This window comes from Arthrobacter sp. GW822-FHT05G07, assembly GCF_058799755.1.
Genome location: NZ_JBXALT010000009.1, coordinates 175,371 through 195,781 on the forward strand (window position 1 = coordinate 175,371; position 20,411 = coordinate 195,781).

Below are 20,411 nucleotides of genomic sequence, written 5' to 3' on the forward strand. Positions count from 1 at the left end.
CTTGATATAGGAGCAACACCATGATGACTCTCCCCGCTTCCGTCACCACCGGCACCTGGACCCTCGACGCTTCCCACAGCGAGATCGGCTTCACCGTCCGCCACGCAGGCATCAGCAAGGTCCGCGGCCAGTTCAAGGATGCTGCTGCCACTCTGGAAGTCGGTGAGACACTGGCCGACTCCAAGGTCACCGCCACCATCCAGACCGCCAGCTTCGACTCCGGCGACGTCAACCGCGACGGCCACGTCAAGGGCGAAGACTTCTTCGACGTGGAGAAGTTCCCGGAAATCACCTTCGTGTCCCGCCACGTCAAGGCCAACGGCAACAGCTTCGACCTCGTGGGCGATCTCACAATCAAAGGCGTGACCAAGGAAGTTTCCATCGAAACCGAATTCAACGGTGTAGCCGTGGATCCGTTCGGCAACACCCGCGCAGGTGTCTCCGGCGAAACCACCATCAGCCGCAAGGACTTCGGCCTCACCTGGAACGCCGTCCTCGAAGCCGGTGGCGTCCTGGTCAGCGACAAGGTAGTCATCAACCTGGAGCTCGCCTTCATCGCACCGGCTGCCGCATAGTCCTGCTGCTCCTGGTGCGGGTTCACGAGTCCCGCCCTTGTTCGTCATCCCCGCCGTACAACGCGGAGGGCGACGAACAAGAGACTGATCCGTGGCCGACGCAGCCAAACGGCGCCCCACACAGTTCACACTGTGGGGGCGCCGTTTCGCATGCAGGGAAGTCACCCACGCAATTGTTCGGCAAAGAGCCTGCATTTAGCTGCGAGTTGGCTCCGAATTTCCTATGCATCCTTCAACCCGCGGTCTAAAGTGATGCCATGAGTACCCCAGACGAAACACCACAGCCACAGCAGCCCGGCTCCCAGCCTCCGCAGCCCGGCAATGTTCCTCCTGCGGGTTACCAGCCTCCGCAGGGCTACCAACCCCCCCAGGGTTACCAGCCACCGTCTCAACCAGGCCAGTATTCACAGCCCGGCGCACCCCAGCCCGGGCCCGGCCAACCTGCAGCCGGGCAGCCTGGTTTCCACTTCGAAATGCCCACCGACGGACCGCGCAGTTTCAACGACGTCATGCCTCAGGGCGGGTTCTCGGGAATGTTCAAGACCCAAGGCCTACCGACGGAGTTGAAGGTTTCCTACTTTATTTGGGTGATCTCCGGACTTCTGGGCTTGCTGTTCGGGCTTATTGGATTCTTCGCCGTGATCGCAGCCTTCGCCTTCGCCCCGGGTATCGCGGCAATCGCGCTCATCCTCCTCCTGCTCGCTTTGGCCGTTGCCGCCGCCCAGGTGGTCCTGGCCATGAAGATGAAGGAAGGCAAAGAATGGGCTCGCCTCGCTTTGACCATCCTGGCCGGCGTTTCGCTGCTGCTGGCCATCTTCGGAGCGGCAAGTGGCGGCGGTTCCGGGATGGGCCTGGGCGGCAACTGGTTCGGCTTCCTGGTCAGCGCAGTCGCCGTCGTCCTGATGTGGATGCCCAATTCGCAGCTCTGGTTCAAGGCAGTAAAGGGCCACGCATAGCACTGCCCCAACTGCCGTCGTCGTGCGTGATCGGCGGTAATGCAGGCTGAAGGCCGCGGCCCGGATCCTCCGGATTCCCGCGGCTTTCATCATGAAGGCGTAAGCCGATTTGATGATTTTTCCTGTGAGCTGGAAATACCAGCGTGTGATCGTCTGCAGCGTCGGACCCGGGAGGTACGGTGGTAGCAGAACCACGCTGGGGGCAGGGTCGATTTGCTGATCCCGGCGGCCGCACCAGCAGTCGAACAAGCAAAGGAATGCCATGAGCAACCCTCCGTACCCGCCGTCAACCCCGGGTGACGACAACAAGCCCGAGCAGCAGGGCACCCAGCCTTCTGCCCCGCAGCCCCCGGCACCTCAGTACGGTCAGCCTGCCGCGCCGCAGTACGGACAGCAGTCTCCCGCTGCGCCGCAGTACGGACAGCAGTCTCCCGCTGCACCGCAGTACGGACAGCAGGCCTCTCCTTACGGCCAGGCCCCTGTGGCTCCGCAGTACGGCCAGGGCACTAACTGGCCGAGCCAGCAGCCCGGACCCACCACCATCCCGCCGATGGTTAACTACGCGTTCTGGATGATCGTCGCGGCCGGACTGCTGTCCGCCATCAGCTCTCTGGTCTTGGCCTTCACCGGAGCTGATCCCATCATTGATGTCATGTTCCAACAGGCCGCACAGCAGAATACAGAGATCCCTGAGGGATCCGCTGAAGGCATCCGGGCTGCCATCGCAGTCGGCGCCATCATCGGGGCGATCCTTTCGCTGGGCCTCTACGCCTTGGTTGCCTTCCCCGTCCGGAAGGGCAAGAACTGGGCACGGATCCTAGGCACAGTCTTCGCGGCCTTGTCAGTCCTCGGCCTTACCAGCCTGTTCCAGTTCGGTCCCACCTACGGAATCCTGCAGCTCATCGTGATCCTGCTGGGTGTTGCAGCAATTGTCATGCTGTACCTGCCGGCGTCGGCTCCTTACTTCCGTAAGGCGCAGCCGTTCGGCAGCCCGTACCAGAACCCTTACGGCCGCTAAACACGCCGACTTCCAAGTATTAGACGCGGGCGCGGACCCGGCGAAGGCTAAACAGCCTGGCCCGGAGTCTGCGCCCGTTGTGCGTGGTAGGCAAGGATCTGCAGCTCGGTTGCCATGTCCACCTTGCGGAGGTTGACGTGCGGGGGGACCTGCAGCAGCACCGGAGCGAAGCTCAGGATGCTCCGGATCCCGGCGGCAATCACGCGGTCGCACACGTCTTGGGCCACCGTTGCAGGCAACGCCAGGACCACCATGTTGGTGTGGGTTCGTTCCAGGACGCGCTCCAACTCGGCGGAGTCGCTGACCCTCAACCATCCCACCTCGTTGCCGATCACCATGGGGTCGGCATCAAAGATGGCTACGACGTCGAAGCCCCGGGACTCGAAGCCTCCATACCGGGCAAGGGCTTTGCCGAGGTTACCGGCACCCACAATCGCGACCTTCCAGTCGTGGGTCAGGCCGAGGGCTGCCGCAATGTGGCGGCTCAAGTACTGGACCTCATAGCCAACGCCGCGGGTCCCGTAAGAGCCCACATAGGAAAGGTCTTTGCGGAGGGTGGATGAGCTGACTCCCGAGGCCTCGGCCAAGGCTTCCGAGGAAACCCGCTCAACGCCTTCGGCCAGCAGAGAGTTGAGCGCGCGCAAATAGAGAGTCATCCGGGCCACAGCCGCGGGCGGGATCTGCTTGGTGGCAGGTTCGTTATCCCCGGTTGTGGCTTCCGGGGACGGTTCCAGCGCAGTCACGGTATTCTCCATTGCGTCGCTTTGTTGTTCCACTCTATGACCCCCCGCCGGACTCAACAAAAGCCATTACCTGCGGGTAACCCCACCCTCAGCCCTCCAGGACTTTCTTCAGGGTGCGGGTGAGCCGTTCCTCGTCGATCTTCCAGAAATCGCGCTGGATGCCGTTGACCAGCACCACTGGAATCTCCTCTGCGAAGCGCTCCTGCAGTTGGGGGTCGCCGTCGATCTTCTGTTCGGTCCACCCCACGCCAAGGCCTTTTGTGACACGCTCGACGGCGGCACGCGCCTCCGTGCAGAGGTGACAGTCAGCTTTGGTGAGGAGGACGACGTCGGGAATTGCCATGTCTCAAAGGTAACCGCCCCACCGACCCTCTCTCACATCCCACCCCCTTCCCGGCAACCCTCTCTCACATCCCACCCCCTTCCCGGCAACCCTCTCTCACATCCCACCCCTTTCGGCGCTCTCCCGTGCGTTCCCGACGCGGGCCCCGGCGATTGACTAGACTCAAGGCATGCCCGAGGAGAAGAACGCCGCCGTGGTCGCAGATGCCTTGGTGCAGAAGGACACCGTGCAGAAGGACGCGGCGAAAAAGGACATCGCGCAGAAGCACGCTGGCGAAGCCGCATTCTTCGACGTCGACAATACGTTGATGAAGGGTGCCAGCCTCTTCCACGTGGCGCGCAAAATGTATGAACGAAAAGCGTTCACGCTTTCCCAGGCCGCCGGGTTCGCCTGGAAGCAGTTCAAGTTCGTCATGCGCGGCGAGAACATGGAAGACGTCCACTCGGTGCGCGACTCTGCACTGACCCTTGCTGCCGGCATTACCGTGGCTGACATCAAAGCCTTGGGCGAAGAGGTCTATGACGAAATGATCGAGTCGAGGATCTGGCCGGGAACCAAAGCGCTGGCAGAACAACACCTTCGGGTCGGCCGGAAGGTGTGGCTCGTGACGGCCACACCCATCGAGGTCGCCACTGTTATTTCCACCCGGCTCGGCTTGACAGGCGCGTTGGGAACCGTGGGCGAGGTGGACGAAGGCGTGTACACAGGGAAGCTCGTGGGCGACATCCTGCACGGACCTGCAAAGGCAATTGCGGTCCAACTCGTGGCCGACCGGGAGGGTCTGGATCTGGACCACTGCTGGGCCTACAGTGACTCCGCCAACGACATTCCTTTGCTCACCATGGTGGGTCATCCCGTGGTCATCAACCCGGATTCAAAGCTGCGGCGGCACGCCCGTGAGAACAACTGGCCGGTTTACGATTTCCGCTCGGGACGCCGTGCGGCAACCCTTGGCCTCAAAGCCGCCACAGTCGGCGGAGCTGTGTATGGTTTGTGGCGCGGATTCTCGAAGTTCCGCGGCCCCCGCGTCTAACCCTCTCTCACATCCCACGGGCTTGAGCCCAACCCTCTCTCACATCCCACGGGCTTGACCCCAACCCTCTCTCACATCCCTCGGCCTTGAGCCCAACCCTCTCTCACATCCCACTTGGGCCATAACAAGCCTGTGGATAACTTTCGATGGCTTTAGCATTTCTGGGCAAGAATGCCGGTATGCAAAATGCCACTGCTCTTCCTCCCCGACTGACCGCCGGCCCGTTCACCTTGGACGAGGCGGAGGCTGCGGGCCTTAGTCAGTCCTACCTCTGGAATCGCATCAAGGTCGATGGAGTTAGCCGGGGTATTTACCGGCCTTCCGATTGGAATTTCGAGCTTTCTGCGGCTGCCCGATCGCTGTCGGTTGTAAGTCCCGGCGCTTGGATTTCCCATGTGACGGCCGCCAGGCTCCATGGTGCATGCCTGCCGCCCTGGCTGGCGGATTCCAATGAATTGCATCTGAGCAAGCCGAGGCACCTGCCGTCAGTGCGGCGCAAGGGCGTGATCGGACACACGGTAGTAGCGTTCGACGACGAGGTCGAGTATGTCCAAGGCATCAGGATGAGCACACGGTCGCGGATTTGGTTGGATCTCGCGCGACGCCTGCCCGTCCCTGAGCTCGTCTGCATGGGTGATGAACTCATACGCATGCCCCGGCCGAACTTCGAAGGACGCGACAAGCCGTTCACGTCGCTGGAGGCTCTTCGCAAAATGGTTGGCAGGCACAAGAATCTGCAAGGCGTGGTTCGGGCACGAGAAGCGCTCGACCTCATGCGGGTTGGCGCCGATTCTGCGCCCGAGTCGCTGCTCCGGCTGGCGATGTTGGACGCCGGCATCCCAGAACCGGAGCTGCAAGTGCAACTCCGGCCAAACGATCCGTTCTCCCCGTCCGCGGATCTGGGCTACCGTGATCGGCGAGTAGCCATGCAGTACGACGGCGATCATCACCTTGAGCAGGAACAGATACTTCGCGATCGGCGACGTGACAAATCATTTGAAGCAGCCGGCTGGACGGTCCTCAAATTCGGCAAGGACGACCTAGCCGACAACTTTTCGTCCGCCATCCAAAAGATTAAGAGGGCCCTGCGGGTCGCATGGCGGGATCCTGCAGTCAGTTCGGGCTTTTCCCGAGGGACCTGAGAGAGGGACGGCCCCAAACCCGAGGGACCTGAGAGAGGGACGGCCCCAAACCCGAGGGACCTGAGAGAGGGACGGCCCCAAACCCGAGGGACGTGAGAGAGGGTTGGGATGCAAAAATGCCCGCCACCTCGAGAGGCAACGGGCATTCACGCTTGATGAAGTATCTCTACTTCTTATTGCGGCGCTGGTGGCGAGTCTTGCGAAGCAGCTTGCGGTGCTTCTTCTTGGCCATACGCTTGCGGCGCTTCTTAATAACTGAACCCACGAAAGTTCCTTACAAACTAGAAGTTCCTGTCTGTTGGAACAGATCCGCGGAAGCAGACAGTACAACTGACAGATTCTTACATTGACGTAAAACGTTCCTTAACAGAGTACCGCTTCAAAGGGGCACCCCATGACCACCGTCCGCGGGACGGACCCCGGCTGGTCTCAGGCGGTCTCGGATTGCCCGTCCACCACAGCACCTTTGAGGTATTGGGCAACAGCTTCTTCAGGAACCCGGAAGGAACGGCCGAACCTTACGGCGGGCATTTCCCCTGAGTGGACCAGGCGATACACAGTCATTTTGGAAACACGCAGGACGTCGGCCACTTCGGCCACCGTCATGAAACGCGCATTCGAGAAGTTAGTCTCCGCGGACATTTCCCATATTCCTTTGCTCTCAGACAGTAGGACACCCCCAGTGGAACGGTGTGCCGATGCTGAGCCATCAAACAACCATGTGCTAGATACTCTAGAGGCTGATGGGGCCAATGTGAAAGAGCTCCCAGCAACTTTGGAGGCCCGGGTAAGCCCCGGTCCCGCCCGTTTAGTGGGTTCCCTGCGCGTCGTGCCGTGGGCACGGCATGATGCGCAGGGAACCCACTCAGCGGATCTACGCCGCAACCACCGCACGGCGCTTCCGGGCCGACGCTGCGAGCTGCTCCAACACCGAGGCCGTGACGTCCCACTCCATGCAGGCGTCCGTGACGCTCTGGCCGTACACGAGCTCCTGCTCCCCGGAAAGCTGCTCGGCCACGTCGAGGTTCTGCGCGCCGCCCACCAGGAAGCTCTCCAGCATCACGCCGGCAATCGGCGAGGAAGAACCAGCTTCGAGCTGTGCGCCAATTTCCAAGGCAACCTCGGCCTGGCGGTGATGGCTCTTGCCGCTGTTGGCGTGGCTGGCGTCCACGATCAAGCGCGGGTTCAGGCCCTTGGCAGCCAGCTTGGCGGAAGCGGCTGCGACATCTGCAGCAGAGTAGTTGGGTCCCTTGCGTCCACCGCGGAGGATCACGTGGGTGTCCGGGTTGCCGGACGTCGCTACGAGAGCAGCGCGGCCGTCGTCGTCGATTCCCAGGAAGGCTTGCTCAGCGGCGGAGGCGCCGCAAGCGTCGATGGCCACTTGGAGATCACCGTCGGTGCCGTTCTTGAAGCCGATGGGCATGGACAGCCCGGATGCGAGCTGGCGGTGGATCTGGCTTTCGGTGGTGCGGGCGCCGATCGCGCCCCAAGAGACGAGGTCCGCCATGTACTGCGGGCTGATGGGTTCAAGGAACTCGGTGGCCGTGGGCAGACCCAACGCGGTGACCTGCTTCAGGAAGCCGCGGGCCGCGCGCAGGCCAGCGGCGATGTCGTGGCTGCCGTCCAGGTGGGGATCGTTGATGAGGCCCTTCCAGCCAACGGTTGTGCGCGGCTTCTCGAAGTAGGTCCGCATGACGACCAGCAGGTCCTCCTTGTGCTTCTCCGCCTGGCTGACCAACCGGCGGGCGTATTCGAGGCCGGCCTTGGGGTCGTGGATGGAGCACGGGCCCACGATCACCAGAAGGCGATCGTCTACCCCGTCCATGATGGCGCGGACCTGATCGCGGCCGCGGTCGACGACGGCAGCTGAGCGGGCGTCCAGCGGCAACTCGGCGATGAGGTCCTGCGGGGCCGGAAGTGGCTCGAAGCGTGCAACCCGCAGGTTGGAGGTAGCGGGCTGTGCTGCGTCCGCGGCGGTAGCGGAGTGGAGCGATTCAGTGGGTTCTGCGGCGATGCTGGTCATTTCTGGGTCCTGTTCCGGGATGCGGAGCGGGCCCCTTTTCAGAACCCGCCGGATATGGCGAAGGGCAGAGAATAATCTCTGCCCTGTTGGCTCTGAAGGAAAGTTGGATGCGTGTCAGTTAGACGCGGGCCCCTCCAGAGCCAACGAAAAATACGCATACCAACGCTTAGTCATAGCCACACCATAACCGCGGTTCTTCACCGCGGGCAAATCGCGTCCATCAAGATGACAGGAGTTTGCGCAGGAACTGCAACTGCTTGATCCAGTGGTGCTCTTGGCCGCCCTCGTGGTTGTTGAAGCGGTACACCTCGATGTCCTTCTCAACCCCGCCAGAGCCTGTGCCGTAGTTGTTGAAGCTTGCGAACACCGTTGATGGAGGGCAGATATCGTCCATCTGCGCAGCCGAGAACAGCGCCGGCACTATGGCGTTGCGGCCGAGGTGGACGCCGTCGAAGTAGTTCAGCACTCCCAGCATGGGCTCATACTTTTCCCGGTGCCGGCCCAAGAACCCGGCAATCTCGGGGTACGGACCACGCGGGGTGATGTCGATCGCGCGAGGGAAGTCCTGCAGGAACGGGACGTCCGGCAGCGCGGCGATGACGCCGTCGAGCCTTCCAGCCGTCAGCCCGGCAGCAGCAACAGTGATGCCGCCACCCTGGCTAACGCCCGCCAGCACCACTTTGGAAGGGTCGACGGCGGCGTGGCTCTGTGCCGCTTCTACCGCACGGAAGGCGTCCACGTAGACCCGTCGGAAGTAGTAATTGTCCTGGTGATCAGCGCCTCGCGTCATGAGGCCGGCGTAGTTAATCCCACCGGCCGACGGGTGTGGATCCGGGGTGTCTCCGGAAACGCCGCCGTAGCCCTGCCCGCGCGTGTCCATGATGAAGTGCGCGTAACCGGCTTGGGCCCAGCGGGTGTTCTGGTTGACCAGGCCGCGCCCTCCGGAGTAACCGATGTATTCCACAACTACGGGAAGATGCTCCCCCGGCTCGAGCTGCGAGGGTACGTGCAGCCATCCCTTGATGCGGTCTCCCCCAAAGCCGGAGAACGTGACATCGAAGGTGTTGATTACGGTGAGGTAGTTGTCCACGGGCTCAAAGACAACGTCCAACGGCAAGGCTCGGGCCTCGGTGATGGTCCGGTCCCAGAACTCTTCAAGGTCGGCTGGTACCGCGGCGTTGGAGGTGTAGTTGCGGAGCTGATCAAGGGGAAGGTCAAAAAGGGGCATGGTCCGTTCCGGTTCAGGTGGGTCTTACTGGGCTGATTCAGGCGCTGCGGGTTGTTCTGGTAGAGGACATCCTACGTCATCACAGGTTTTCGGCCTGGCTGGTTTGAATCGTTACATTTTGAAGTCGGTCGAGCTAAACTAAACGTATTCGTCCCGGGAAAGCGCTTGCTCAGGTGTAGCCTAAACCCGCCCGAACACTTTTGTGAAGACCCAGACGACGGCGTCACGCGCCATCGTTGCCGCGCCAGCCGAGGAGAGCCATGGACACCGCTTCCACCGAGTCCGTCAGCAGCCCAACACCCAACAGGCCTGCCCCTTCAACCGGGACTGCAGCTTCAACCGGGCCTGCCGCGGTAACTGCCCCCGCCCGGATCGCCCTAGTGGGGGTCCACGGCTTCGGCACACACCACCTCCGCAACCTGGAGCGGCTCAGCAAGCAGGGCATCGTGGACCTCGTGGCCGTGGCCGACCCTCATCCGCCGGCGACCGGAGCTTTGCCTGAGACCACGGCGATCCACGCCAATCTGGACGAACTGCTGGCCGGCGAGCACGGACCGGACGTCATCATCGTGGCTACTCCCATTCAGACCCACGCCCCACTGGCCCTTTCCGTGCTCGCTTCCGAGGCTGATCTGTACTTGGAGAAGCCCCCGGTTGCCTCGATGAGCGACTTCCTCCGCCTCCAGGAAGCGGCGGCTAAAGCTGGCCGCAGCGTTCAGATCGGTTTCCAGAGCCTCGGATCCCATGCCTTGGCGGCGTTGGAGAATCTGGCCAGCGGGGAAGCTACGGCAGAGCTCCCCGGCATCGGTGCCCTGAAGGGGATTTCCGCTACGGGCCGCTGGGTCAGGGATCGCGCCTATTACAAGCGGTCCCGTTGGGCAGGCAAACGTAGTCTCGACGGCGTGGATGTGGTGGACGGCGTTGCTACCAATCCGCTGGCCCACGCAATCGCCACCGCACTCCGCATCGCCGGAGCCAGGGAGGCACAGGATCTCGTATCCGTGGAAACCGACCTCCACCGCGCCAATGACATCGAAGCGGACGACACCTCAGTGGTCCGCATGCGGACCATCAACGGTTTGCCCATCACCTGCGCCCTCACGCTCTGCGCCAGCGAATCCGTGGAACCTTACGTTACGCTCCACGGCACCGAGGGTACGGCAGTATTCCACTACACAGAGGACCGGGTGACGGTCCGCACCGAAGCGGGCGAAACCGCTCACACCTTCGGTCGAGACGATCTCACCGAGAACCTCCTCCAGCACCTGTCCCAAGGCACGCCACTGCTCAGCCCGCTCCACCACAGCGGCGCCTTCATGAAGGTACTGGAAGCCATCCGGACAGCAGAGGCACCTGCGCTGATTCCCACAGAATGTGTGAAATGGGTAGGAAAGGGCGAGCAAGCCCACGCAGTGATTCCGAACATTGAAGACATCCTGGAACGCGCCACGCGCGCCCACGCCACCTTCTCCGAGTTGGGTCTCCCCTGGGCACGCCCGGTCACCTCTGGTGCCGAGGCGCTCTTCGCACCTGACGATGCCGGCCCTGCCGCCACCCCTGCCAACGCCGCCGCCGTCCTCCGCACCGGAAGCACCCTCGAGCCGGATCTGTCCCCACGGCCCTACCTGCACCCGGTATCCACACAGGCCGGCGTGGTGGTTACGGATCACCTGCCCTCAGACCACGTATGGCACCTCGGCGCAGGATTCGCCCTGCAGGACGTCAACGGCAGCAATTTCTGGGGCGGCCGCAGCTACCGCAGAACCGCGGGGAAGTACGTGGATGTGAAGGACCACGGCAGGATCGAAACGGCAAGCATCGCCCGGGAAAAAGACCACACCACGATTGGCCTCAACTGGCTCGCAGCCGACGGCAGCCTGGTCCTCACGGAACGCCGCTCACTGAAGCGCACAAACCTTGATGCGCTCACGTGGCGACTCGACATCCAGACCCGGCTCACCGCCGTCGTGGATGTTTCGCTGGGCAGTCCCGGCTCGCACGGTGCCGCCGGCAGCGGCTATGGCGGATTCTTCTGGCGGCTTCCTGCCAATGCCGCCCCGCGCGTCTTTTCCTCCACAGCCGAGGGCGAGCCTTCCGTGCACGGTTCAGTGGCGCCGTGGCTCGCTTGGACGGGAGAGTTCGACGGCGGCCCTGCCACTTTGGTGTTTGGCGCACCTTCCGAGTCGCCGGACCCGTGGTTCGTGCGCTGCAGCGACTACCCGGCGGTCGGTTCTGCACTGGCATGGGACACCGCCGTAGAACTGGCTGCAGGTGACTCCCTCACCCGCAGCAACACCGTGTGGATCAGCGACGGAACGTTGGATGTAGCGGAGATCGAGGGCTTGGTTTCAGGCAGATGAGTGCTCGCTGACGCGTTGTGAGGCCCGCCCTGCATGGTATTTGCCATGAATAGCCTGCAGAACGGGCCCCGCAACGCGAAGTCACGGTGTTGGGCAATTACCGGCGGCCCGCTAGGAGCGACGGCGGGCCGAGTATCGCCAGAGCAGGAAACCGATCACGGCCGCCGAGACCATGCCCAGCGCTCCCGTGACCACGAGCCCCGTGCGGACGCCGAAGTCCTCCGTGAGCCACCCTGCCAGCAAGCCACCCAGCGCATGACCGCCCAGGAGAAGTGGGAAATACAGTGCCAGAACCCTGCCGCGCACGCTGGCGCCGGCCTCGAGCTGCACCGCCGTGGCTGCGCTTGTGAGGAACACCAGGGTCATGAAGCCCACCACGATGAGCATCACCACGAACCACTCCTGCGTGGGCATCACAGCAGCGAGCCCTTGCGTCAGGCCGAAGAGCCCGGCACTGGCCACAATCCCTTTCCGTCCGAAGCGTTTGATCCTTGTTGCCACCAACGCGCCTGCCAGTGCTCCCAAGGCGCTGACAGTATTGAAGAGCCCAAAGCCGGCAGGTCCGCTGTGCCACACTCCGTCCGCGAAAGCCGCGAGAACTACAGGACCGTTCATGCCGAAAGCGCCTAGCAGTCCCGCGAGCAGCATGGTCAGAAGCAGAGGCGGACGGGCGCGGACGAAACGGAAGCCGGCGAGGATCTGGCCTTTCCGGGCTGTGGGGTCAGACGCTTCGGGAGCGTGGTGCAGTTCGCCAGGCCTGATGGACGCGATCATCACCAGGACCGAAACCCCTATCAAAGCGTTGGCCGCAAATGCCGCAGCCGGACCAGCCTGGGCGATGACCACACCAGCCAGTGCCGGGCCTGCCATGGCCCCCAACTGACCAATCGCACTGTTCAAGCCGATGGCGGCCGGCAGCCCTGCGTCACCCACCACCTCGTTGACGAACACCTGCCGCGCAGGCCCATCGATCGCACTGGTGACGCCCAAGGCAATGCAGGATGCGTAGACCACCCACACATCCGTGCCGCCCATCGCGTTCCACACGGCGAGGCCGGCGGCCAGCAACGCGGCGACGGACTGGCAGACCAGGAGGATACGGCGTTTGGGGAAAAGGTCCACCAGGATGCCGCTGATGGGACCCACCACCAGCATGGGCAGGAACTGGAGTGCAACTGCGAGGCCCACGGCGGCCGGACTCCCCGTTAGCTGCAGCACCAACCAGTCTTGGGCGAGCCGCTGCATCCACACCCCGCCACTCCCCACAAGGGAGAGGGTGACGAAGATCCGGTAGTTATGGTGCCTCAGCGGGTAATGCCAGCTTTCCGTGGAGCGGGCACGCGGTGTGGTGGATTTGGGGCGCAGTGGGAACGGGCGCGGCGACACGGAGTGTTCTGCTCGATTCAGCGGGTTGGTTGGGAATTCTTAGCGATGGGAGCGGATCTTGACGGCGGCTGCGGCCAGGACCAGGGTCCCGGGGACGATGACGAAGAGGGCTTGCAGCATCCAGACGAAGACCACGGTCATGAAGACTGCGGCTAGCAGCAGGAGCGAGCCGGTCCAGTCGCGCACCGCATCAGCCTTGGCGTTGGCATAGGCGGCAGCCCACCGTTGCGGGCCGGGAACGACGGCGGGTTGTTGGCCGGCGTCGCCGCTCCAGGTCACGCTTCCGCTCCAGTTGGCGGTGATGCGCAGGAACAGCACGGCGCCTGCCGCGGCGAGGATCAGCGTGGCGGGCAGGATCGCTGCCCGGCCGGGCAGTTGACCCACCAGTGCGAGCAAAAGGTTCAGGACAATCACGACGGCGGCTACCGCCGTCGTGATTCCCATCTTCCAGCTGCCGGGCAGCGCACGGCGGAAATTGCCCCACAGGCTTCGCAGGGAATCGTCCCTGCCGCTGAGGTGCCTTTCCAGGTGCGCGACGCCGGCCGCGTAGGCAGCCGGCGCCGTCACCAACGGGACGGAGAGGAGGAGCACGATGACTCCCGCCAGGATGGTCTCGGCGAAGAGGGCAAAGCGGTTGACCGGAATCCCGGGGTTCCCGGACGGCTTGCCTGTGGCGTTCATAGTGCTCATTTTTCTCTCTTCCGTGTCCGTCAGCCCTTGAGGCCCTGCGTTGAGACGCCTTCGACGATGTAGCGCTGGAAGACCAGGAAGAAGACCAAGACCGGGAGCAGCGCCAGGACGGACATGGCGATCATGGCACCGTAGTCCGAGGATTGGGTTTGGTCCACGAAGAGCCGCAGCGCCAGCGGGAGCGGGTATTTGTCCGGGGTGTTCAGGTAGAGCAGCGGGCCCAGGAAGTCGTTCCAGCTCCAGATGAAGGAGAAGATGGAGGTGGAGATCAGGGCCGGTTTCATCAGCGGGAGCATGATGGACCCGAAGATGCGGACGTGTCCGGCGCCGTCGATGCGCGCTGCTTCGTCGAGTTCGGCCGGCAGGCCGCGCATGAACTGGACCATGAGGAACACGAAGAACGCGTCTGCGGCGAGGAACTTGCCGATCAGCAGCGGCACGTAGGTATCCACGAGACCGAGCTGTTGGAACACGATGTACTGCGGGATGATCACCACGTGGAAGGGCAACAGCAAGGTGGCGATCATCATGCCGAAGAACAGTCCTCGGCCGGGGAAGTTGATCCGGGCGAAGGCGTAGGCCGAGATACTCGCTGAGAGCACGGTTCCCACCACCGCGCCGACGGCCAGGATCAGCGAGTTGGTGAAGAACGTCAGCGTGGAGACCCCGCCGATGCCTTCCATGGCCGTGACGAAGTTATCGAAGCTGAAGTTGTTGGACCACAACGCATTGTTCGCGCCGCCGATCTCGGAGTTCGGCTTGAACGAGGCCGAGATCATCCATAGGGCCGGGTAGAGGACCATCGCCACCAGTGCCAGGGCCACGATGTGGAAGATGGTGCTCTTGATCCGCTTGGCCAAGGTGGACTCGGACTTCGGGTTATAGACCGGCGCCGGAGTGGTTGTTGTTGCTCGGGGCTGGGTGGGGGTTGCCATGGTTGTCACTTTGCATCACCGCTGTAGTGGACCCAGGACTTGGAGGTCTTGAAGAAGATCAGCGTGATAATGCCGACCACGATCACCAGGAGCCAGGCCATCGCCGAGGCGTAGCCCATCCGGAAATCGGAGAAACCGCGCAAGTACAGGTAGAGGGTGTAGAAGAGGGTGGATCCTGCCGGGCCGCCTTCGCCGTTGGAGATGATGTAGGCCGAGGCGAAGATCTGGAACGCGTGGATGGTTTCCATCAGCAGGTTGAAGAAGATCACCGGGGAGAGCATGGGCCAGGTGATGTTCATGAACTTCCGCACCGGGCCGGCGCCGTCCATCGAGGCTGCCTCGTAGAGGTCCACCGGGATCTGCTTCAGGCCGGCCAGGAAGATGACCATCGGGGCGCCGAACTGCCACACGGTCAGCAGGATCATCATGCCCATGGTCATGTTGGGGTTACCCACCCAACCGCCGAGGTTGATCCCGAAGAAGGACAAGCCTTGGTCCACGGGGCCGGAATCGCCGAACATGGCCTTCCAGACGATCGCGATGGACACCGAGGCGCCGATCAGGGAGGGGGCGTAGAACGCGGACCGGTAGAAACCCTGGCCCTTGCGTTTGCTGTTGAGCAGCATCGCGATCGCCAACGCCGCCGCGAGCTTGAGAGGGGTACCAAAGACCACGTACTGCATGGTCACACCCACCGACTGCAGGAACCGTTCGTCCTGGAACAAGGTGACGTAGTTATCGAAGCCGATCCACTTGGGGGCATCGAAGAGGTTGTAGTTGGTGAAGGAAAGGTACAGCGAGGAAATCATCGGGCCCACGGTCAGGGCAATGAATCCCAGCAGCCAGGGCAACAGGAACGTGTAGCCGGCGCGGGCGTCCGCCCCGCGCCGCCGCGATTTACGCGGCTGCGTGGGAGCGGAGGCGGTGCGCCTGCTCAGGGTTGGGCTTTGAGTCACGAGATCAGTCCGTCAGTTATGAAGCCTGTATCAGGCGTTCTGCTTGATGAGGTCTTCGGCTTCCTTGAACCACGCATCAACTGCGCCGTCCACGGTGAGCTTGCCGTAGTTGAGGTCCTGGGTGACGCGCTTGAATGTGGACTCCAACGTGCCGAAACCAACGATGGGCGGCTCCGGAGCGTCCTTGAGGTACTTCTCGATTGACTTCTCGTAATCGACCACGAGCTTGTCCGTGCCTTCGAAGGTGGTGCCGTCGCGCTGGGTCTTCGACGCCGGGACACCGCGCGAGGTCTTGAAGATCTGGCCGACCTCGGGATCGTTGACCATGAAGTCAATGAAGCGGGCAGCAGCATCCTTGTACTTGGTCTTGGCGCTGGCCACCATGAGCATTGACGGCTTCAGGAACAGGCCCAGGTTGTCCGGGTCATCCGACGGAACAGGAACCAGCTTGAGTTCCTTGGCACCGCTGTCAGCGAGGTAGCCGGCCATGAAGTTGTCCCACGTAACTTCCGTGGCGGTGACGTTGGAGCCGAACGGGGACTTGGGCAGCAACTGGGTGGCCTTGTCTTCGCCAACAATGGCCCCGGTTCCGCGCAGATCCGCGGTGAGGTTCCACCACTTCTTCAGATCGTCCTTGGAGAATCCAAGCTTGCCGTCCTCGGTGAAGGCCTGGATGTTGTTCTGGCGCAGCCAGATGTTGAAGTTCCACCAGATGCCGGTGTAGTCGGTGCCGCCGAACAACGTGCCGTTGCCCTTGGCTCCAACCTCGGCCAGGAAAGCGTTGAACTCCTTGTAATTCCAGGTGCCGTCCGGCTCCGCAATGCCCAAGGAAGCGAGCTTGGCGGGATCGTAGTAGACCGCAAAGGCGTTGGTGCTGGTGGGGATGCCATAGGTCTTGCCGCGGATCTGGCCCGAGGGAAGGAGGGACTTGTCGAAAGCGTCCGTGTTGATCTTCACGGTGCCCAGGTCCAAGAGCTGGTTCCGCTGACCGTAATCACGCAGGTAGGAGAGGTCCCACTGCATGACGTCCGGCAGTCCACCGCCGGCAGCTTCGGTAGCGCGCTTCTGCCAATAGCCGGGGAAGTCGGAGAAGTTGCCGTTGACCTTGATGTCCGGGTTCTTGGACTCGAACAGGGCAATGGCTTTGCGGGTGCGCTCGGCACGGTCATCGTTGCCCCACCAGGTGTAGGTGATGGTGACGGGGTTCTCCGCGGAACCGGTCTGTCCACTGGACGAGGACTGGCCACAAGCGGAGAGGAACGCGGCAGATGCAGTGCCGAGAGCCACCGTGGTGAGGAATTTCCTTCTATCGATCATGAGAGCCTCCTTGCTCAGTTGGTGCAAGCTTCCGAGTTCTCTACAACGTGGCAGTGATCTCGCTTACACTCGTTCTGAATCGATACAATATCCCTAAATAAGAATCTGGGCAAGCGTTTTCCAAAGATCGCAATTTGACCGGTACGCTGCACTCATACCTTCAGTACCACCAGTACCAGCACGGCCAACCTGACGAAGGAGTCCCCTTGACCTCCCCCGAAATCCCCCGCAGTCCATCCGTCTGGAACAGCATCCACGGCCTCGCTTACGGCGGTGACTACAACCCCGAGCAGTGGCCGGAGGACATCCGGCTCGAGGACATCGAGCTCATGAAGGAAGCCGGAGTCAACTTCCTGAGCGTCGGCATATTCTCCTGGGGTCTCCTGGAGCCCTCTGAAGGGAACTACGATTTCGGCTGGTTGGACGATGTCATGGACAACCTCCACGGGGCCGGGATCAAAGTGGCGCTGGCGACCGCCACAGCCTCTCCCCCTGCCTGGCTGGCCCGCAAATACCCCGAGATCCTGCCCGTCACCGCGGAAGGAATCCGGCTGGAACGTGGCTCGCGACGCCACTACACGCCGTCGTCGTCCGTGTACCGCAGGTACGCCACCGCCATGACGCGGGTCATCGCCGAACGCTACAAGAACCACCCGGCCTTGGCACTCTGGCACGTGGACAACGAACTTGGCTGCCACGTTGGCGAGTTCCATGGCGAGGAAGACGCCGCCGCTTTCCGCGCTTGGCTGGAACGCCGCTACGGTTCCATCGAGGCCCTCAACGAGGCCTGGGGAACGGCGTTTTGGTCCCAGCACTACGCATCGTTTGACGAGATCATCCCGCCGGGCGCAGCTCCCACCACGTTGAACCCCGGGCAGCAACTGGACTTCGCCCGGTTCAATTCCTGGGCTTTCATCGATTACTACCGCGAGCTGCTGGCCGTTATCCGCGAAGTCACCCCGGGCATCCCGGCGACCACCAACTTCATGGTTTCCAGCGCCACCAAGGCCCTGGATTACTTCGATTGGTCCAAGGACATGGACGTGGTTGCCAACGACCACTACCTGGTGGCGGCTGACCCCGAGCGGGAGATCGAACTGGCCTTCAGCGCCGATCTCACGCGCGGCGTGGCGGGCGGCGAGCCGTGGATCCTCATGGAGCACTCGACGTCTGCGGTCAACTGGCAGCCCCACAACCAGCCCAAAATGCCCGGCGAAATGCTTCGAAACTCGCTGACGCACGTAGCCCGCGGCGCCGACGCCGTCATGTTCTTCCAGTGGCGTCAAAGCAAGGCCGGCTCGGAGAAATTCCACTCAGCGATGGTTCCCCACGGCGGCCGCGACACCCAGGTGTGGCGGAACGTGGTGGACCTCGGCGACGCGCTGTCCAAGCTGGAGACCGTCAAGGGATCGAGGGTGGAATCCCGTGTTGCGATCGTGTTCGATTACGAGGCCTGGTGGGCTTCGGAGTTGGATTCACACCCGAACAATTCGCTGAAATACCTGGACACCATGCGGGCATTCCACCGTTCCCTGTATAAGCGCGGGATCACCGCGGACTTCGTCCACCCGTCCTCGGACTTGTCCGGTTATGACCTCATCCTGGTGTGCACTTTGTACTCCGTCGCTGACGCCGCGGCTGCCTCCATTGCGGCAGCCGCGGAGGGTGGTGCCACAGTACTGATCAGCTACTTCAGCGGCATAGTTGATGAACGGGACCACGTTCGATTGGGCGGCTACCCCGGCGCCTTCCGCGAACTGTTGGGGGTTCGGAGTGAGGAGTTCCACCCGCTCTTCCCCGGCACGTCGGTCACGTTGAGCGATGGGACGGTGGGGTCCGTGTGGAGCGAGCACGTCCACGCGGCCGAGGGTACGGAGATTTTGGCAACGTTCACCGACTACCCGCTCGGCGAGGTGCCGGCATTGACGCGGCGTTCCGTCGGAACGGGTTCTGCCTGGTACCTCGCCACGCTTCCCGACGCCGATGGCATCGACTCCCTCACCGCGCGACTCGTGGAGGAAGCAGGGGTGAGGGCCGTGACCGAGATGTCTGCCGGCGTCGAACTTACGCGACGGCGGGCCGCTGACGGCCGCACGTTCCTGTTCGCCATCAACCACAGCCAGGAGGACGTTACGGTAAAGGCCGACGGCGGCGAACTGCTCAGCGGCGCGCGCTTTACGGGAGTGGTACCCGCCGGAGCCGTGGCCGTCATCGCGGAAGACTGACTCAACTGACTGGCGGGCACACGAAAAAACCGCGCTCCGGGTTGATCCCGAAGGACCAACCCGGGGCGCGGTTCCCGTCGCTGGAAAGCTAGCTAATGGCGGATTTCATCTCGTCCACGGCCTTCTTGCCGGCTTCCTCGGTGGAGAGCCTGTCGAACAGGACCTCCGAGGTGTAACGCTTCACGATTTCCTGGATGGCTCCCGCACCCTTCGGTGGTGCGGCCGGAGCTTCGCCAAGTTCTCCCTTGATCTGGTCGATGAAGTCGACAACCTTGACGTCGGCCTTTGCGAGCTTGGGTGCGATTGCCTCGCGAACCTCCGAGTTCGGGTAAACGCCGCGGTCTGCCAGGAGTGCTTCGCCGGCCTTGACGTTGTTGGTCAGGAAGTCGATGAACTTGGCGGTCTCTTCAGGGTGCTTGGTGCGCGATGACGCCGACCAGAACTGGGAAGCCTTGTACCAAAGCTTCGCATCAGCGGCCTTGCCCGTCTTGGAGGGGAAGCGCAGGACCTGCAGTTCACCGCCGGCAGCTTTTTCGAGGGCCGGAAGCTGGTTGGACCACCAGAATGCCAGGCCATTCTTACCGGTTGCCAGGCCGCTCTGGTCGAGCGGTGCTGCTTCGGCTTCAACAACCTCGGATGCAGACGGGACAGCCTTCTTCTCGCTGAGTTGCTTCAGGAAAGCCCACCACTCGGCAATGTCCGACGGCTCGAAGCCCAGCTTGCCGTCCTCGGTGTACAGGGACTTGCCGTTCTGGCGCAGCCAGACACCCAGGGAGGCTTCATCCGTGCCGTAGGCAGCCGCGCCGTACGTTCCCTTGGGCGACTTGGCAGTGACCTCGGCGGCGATGCGTTCGAAGTCTTCCCACGTCCAGGTCTTGTCATCCGGAAGTGCGACGCCTGCGGCCTGGAAGACTGCCGGGTTGGCCAGGATGGTGGCAGCGTTGATGCCTGCGGCGATGCCCATGAGGCCGTCCTCGCCCTTGCCGGCTTCCAAAGCGGCTTCGTCCAGCTTGGAGGTATCAATGTCGTACTTGGAGAGGTCCAGCAGTGCACCGCGGGTGGAGTACTCAGTGATGTACTTCTCGTCCATCTGGATGATGTCCGGAGCATCATTGGCGGCGACCTGGGTGGCCAGCTTGTCCCAGTAGCCGCTCCAGTCGCCGTACTCAGGCTTGATCTTGATGTTGGGGTTCTCGGCCTCAAAGGCCGCGATGGCTGCCTGCGTCACCTGGGCGCGCTTGTCGCCGCCCCACCATGCAAAGCGAAGTTCCACTTTGCCATCGGCGCTCTTGGCTTCGGATCCTCCGCCGCCACCGCAGGCAGTGAGTGCGAGGACCGCGGCAGCTGTTGCCGCCACGAGGGCGGAGGCACGAAGCCTGCGCTTGGCCTTCGGCGCTGACGCGCGGGTTTCTGCGGCGGTTGCGGGGGCGACTGCTTCACCCTTTGGACTTACCGGCACTGTGGTCTCCGATCTTCTTTGA

19 protein-coding genes are annotated in these 20,411 nt (G+C 62.8%); 7 read left to right on the top strand and 12 right to left on the bottom strand.

Features of this window, described 5'->3' with window-relative positions; genetic code table 11:
* Nucleotides 1–23 precede the first annotated feature (23 nt).
* The 3 genes from AC1RJY_RS16610 (at nt 24) to AC1RJY_RS16620 (ending at nt 2,549) form a co-directional block, all read left to right on the top strand.
* On the top strand, nt 24–575 hold the full coding sequence (locus AC1RJY_RS16610; RefSeq protein ID WP_043471462.1) for a YceI family protein: 552 nt from the start codon (nt 24–26) through the stop codon (nt 573–575).
* Nucleotides 576–832: 257 nt separating this feature from the next.
* Nucleotides 833–1,531, top strand: a complete 699-nt coding sequence (locus AC1RJY_RS16615) for a hypothetical protein (protein ID WP_011775916.1) — start codon at nt 833–835, stop codon at nt 1,529–1,531.
* Between the two features lie 262 nt (nt 1,532–1,793).
* Nucleotides 1,794–2,549: a hypothetical protein gene (locus AC1RJY_RS16620; RefSeq protein WP_498602757.1), complete on the top strand. Its 756-nt coding sequence runs from the start codon at nt 1,794–1,796 to the stop codon at nt 2,547–2,549.
* Nucleotides 2,550–2,596: 47 nt separating this feature from the next.
* On the opposite strand, the gene AC1RJY_RS16625 is transcribed toward AC1RJY_RS16620, so the two are convergent.
* Complete coding sequence (locus AC1RJY_RS16625; protein WP_498602758.1) at nt 2,597–3,304, bottom strand: redox-sensing transcriptional repressor Rex; 708 nt, start codon at nt 3,302–3,304, stop codon at nt 2,597–2,599.
* A gap of 76 nt (nt 3,305–3,380) precedes the next feature.
* The gene (locus tag AC1RJY_RS16630) at nt 3,381–3,635 is read right to left on the bottom strand and encodes a glutaredoxin family protein (RefSeq protein WP_011775919.1); all 255 of its coding nucleotides are present in this window, start codon (nt 3,633–3,635) and stop codon (nt 3,381–3,383) included.
* Between the two features lie 169 nt (nt 3,636–3,804).
* On the opposite strand from AC1RJY_RS16630, the gene AC1RJY_RS16635 reads away from it, so the two are divergent.
* Together AC1RJY_RS16635 and AC1RJY_RS16640 are read left to right on the top strand one after the other, a co-directional pair.
* Nucleotides 3,805–4,668, top strand: a complete 864-nt coding sequence (locus tag AC1RJY_RS16635; RefSeq protein WP_014922643.1) for an HAD family hydrolase — start codon at nt 3,805–3,807, stop codon at nt 4,666–4,668.
* Nucleotides 4,669–4,814: 146 nt separating this feature from the next.
* Nucleotides 4,815–5,810 (top strand): DUF559 domain-containing protein, encoded by a 996-nt coding sequence (locus AC1RJY_RS16640; RefSeq protein ID WP_498602759.1) that lies wholly within the window; start codon nt 4,815–4,817, stop codon nt 5,808–5,810.
* A gap of 166 nt (nt 5,811–5,976) precedes the next feature.
* Here AC1RJY_RS16640 and AC1RJY_RS16645 read toward each other — a convergent pair whose 3' ends face one another.
* The 4 genes from AC1RJY_RS16645 to AC1RJY_RS16660 form a co-directional block, all read right to left on the bottom strand.
* A complete protein-coding gene (locus AC1RJY_RS16645; protein WP_003792170.1) occupies nt 5,977–6,075 on the bottom strand; it encodes a 30S ribosomal protein bS22 in 99 nt (32 codons plus the stop codon).
* Between the two features lie 164 nt (nt 6,076–6,239).
* Nucleotides 6,240–6,452, bottom strand: a complete 213-nt coding sequence (locus AC1RJY_RS16650; protein ID WP_017199160.1) for a helix-turn-helix domain-containing protein — start codon at nt 6,450–6,452, stop codon at nt 6,240–6,242.
* 232 nt (nt 6,453–6,684) lie between these two features.
* Nucleotides 6,685–7,833 carry a 3-deoxy-7-phosphoheptulonate synthase gene (locus AC1RJY_RS16655; RefSeq protein WP_498602760.1) on the bottom strand — a complete coding sequence of 383 codons (1,149 nt, stop codon included), beginning with the start codon at nt 7,831–7,833 and terminating at the stop codon, nt 6,685–6,687.
* A 220-nt stretch (nt 7,834–8,053) separates the two neighbouring features.
* A complete protein-coding gene (locus tag AC1RJY_RS16660) occupies nt 8,054–9,061 on the bottom strand; it encodes an acetylxylan esterase (protein ID WP_498602761.1) in 1,008 nt (335 codons plus the stop codon).
* A gap of 260 nt (nt 9,062–9,321) precedes the next feature.
* Here AC1RJY_RS16660 and AC1RJY_RS16665 point away from each other — a divergent pair, with 260 nt between their 5' ends.
* Nucleotides 9,322–11,421 (top strand): DUF6807 family protein, encoded by a 2,100-nt coding sequence (locus AC1RJY_RS16665; protein WP_498602762.1) that lies wholly within the window; start codon nt 9,322–9,324, stop codon nt 11,419–11,421.
* A gap of 111 nt (nt 11,422–11,532) precedes the next feature.
* Here the strand turns inward: AC1RJY_RS16665 and AC1RJY_RS16670 are convergent, their stop codons facing one another.
* From AC1RJY_RS16670 to AC1RJY_RS16690, 5 genes are read right to left on the bottom strand one after another with little or no spacing between them, the layout of a single operon-like run.
* Nucleotides 11,533–12,807, bottom strand: a complete 1,275-nt coding sequence (locus AC1RJY_RS16670; RefSeq protein ID WP_498602763.1) for an MFS transporter — start codon at nt 12,805–12,807, stop codon at nt 11,533–11,535.
* A gap of 39 nt (nt 12,808–12,846) precedes the next feature.
* Entirely contained in the window at nt 12,847–13,497 is a 651-nt protein-coding gene (locus AC1RJY_RS16675) for a hypothetical protein (RefSeq protein ID WP_011775928.1), read from the bottom strand.
* A 20-nt stretch (nt 13,498–13,517) separates the two neighbouring features.
* On the bottom strand, nt 13,518–14,441 hold the full coding sequence (locus AC1RJY_RS16680; RefSeq protein WP_011775929.1) for a carbohydrate ABC transporter permease: 924 nt from the start codon (nt 14,439–14,441) through the stop codon (nt 13,518–13,520).
* On the bottom strand, nt 14,438–15,388 hold the full coding sequence (locus AC1RJY_RS16685) for a carbohydrate ABC transporter permease (protein ID WP_011775930.1): 951 nt from the start codon (nt 15,386–15,388) through the stop codon (nt 14,438–14,440). The genes AC1RJY_RS16680 and AC1RJY_RS16685 overlap by 4 nt, the downstream gene beginning before the upstream one ends.
* A 30-nt stretch (nt 15,389–15,418) precedes the next feature.
* Nucleotides 15,419–16,705, bottom strand: coding sequence for an ABC transporter substrate-binding protein (locus tag AC1RJY_RS16690; RefSeq protein WP_011775931.1), 1,287 nt, complete (start codon nt 16,703–16,705; stop codon nt 15,419–15,421).
* 206 nt (nt 16,706–16,911) lie between these two features.
* Here AC1RJY_RS16690 and AC1RJY_RS16695 point away from each other — a divergent pair, with 206 nt between their 5' ends.
* Nucleotides 16,912–18,930 (top strand): beta-galactosidase, encoded by a 2,019-nt coding sequence (locus AC1RJY_RS16695; protein WP_498602764.1) that lies wholly within the window; start codon nt 16,912–16,914, stop codon nt 18,928–18,930.
* Between the two features lie 88 nt (nt 18,931–19,018).
* Here AC1RJY_RS16695 and AC1RJY_RS16700 read toward each other — a convergent pair whose 3' ends face one another.
* Nucleotides 19,019–20,389 carry an ABC transporter substrate-binding protein gene (locus AC1RJY_RS16700; protein ID WP_011775933.1) on the bottom strand — a complete coding sequence of 457 codons (1,371 nt, stop codon included), beginning with the start codon at nt 20,387–20,389 and terminating at the stop codon, nt 19,019–19,021.
* Between the last annotated feature and the right edge of the window lie 22 nt (nt 20,390–20,411).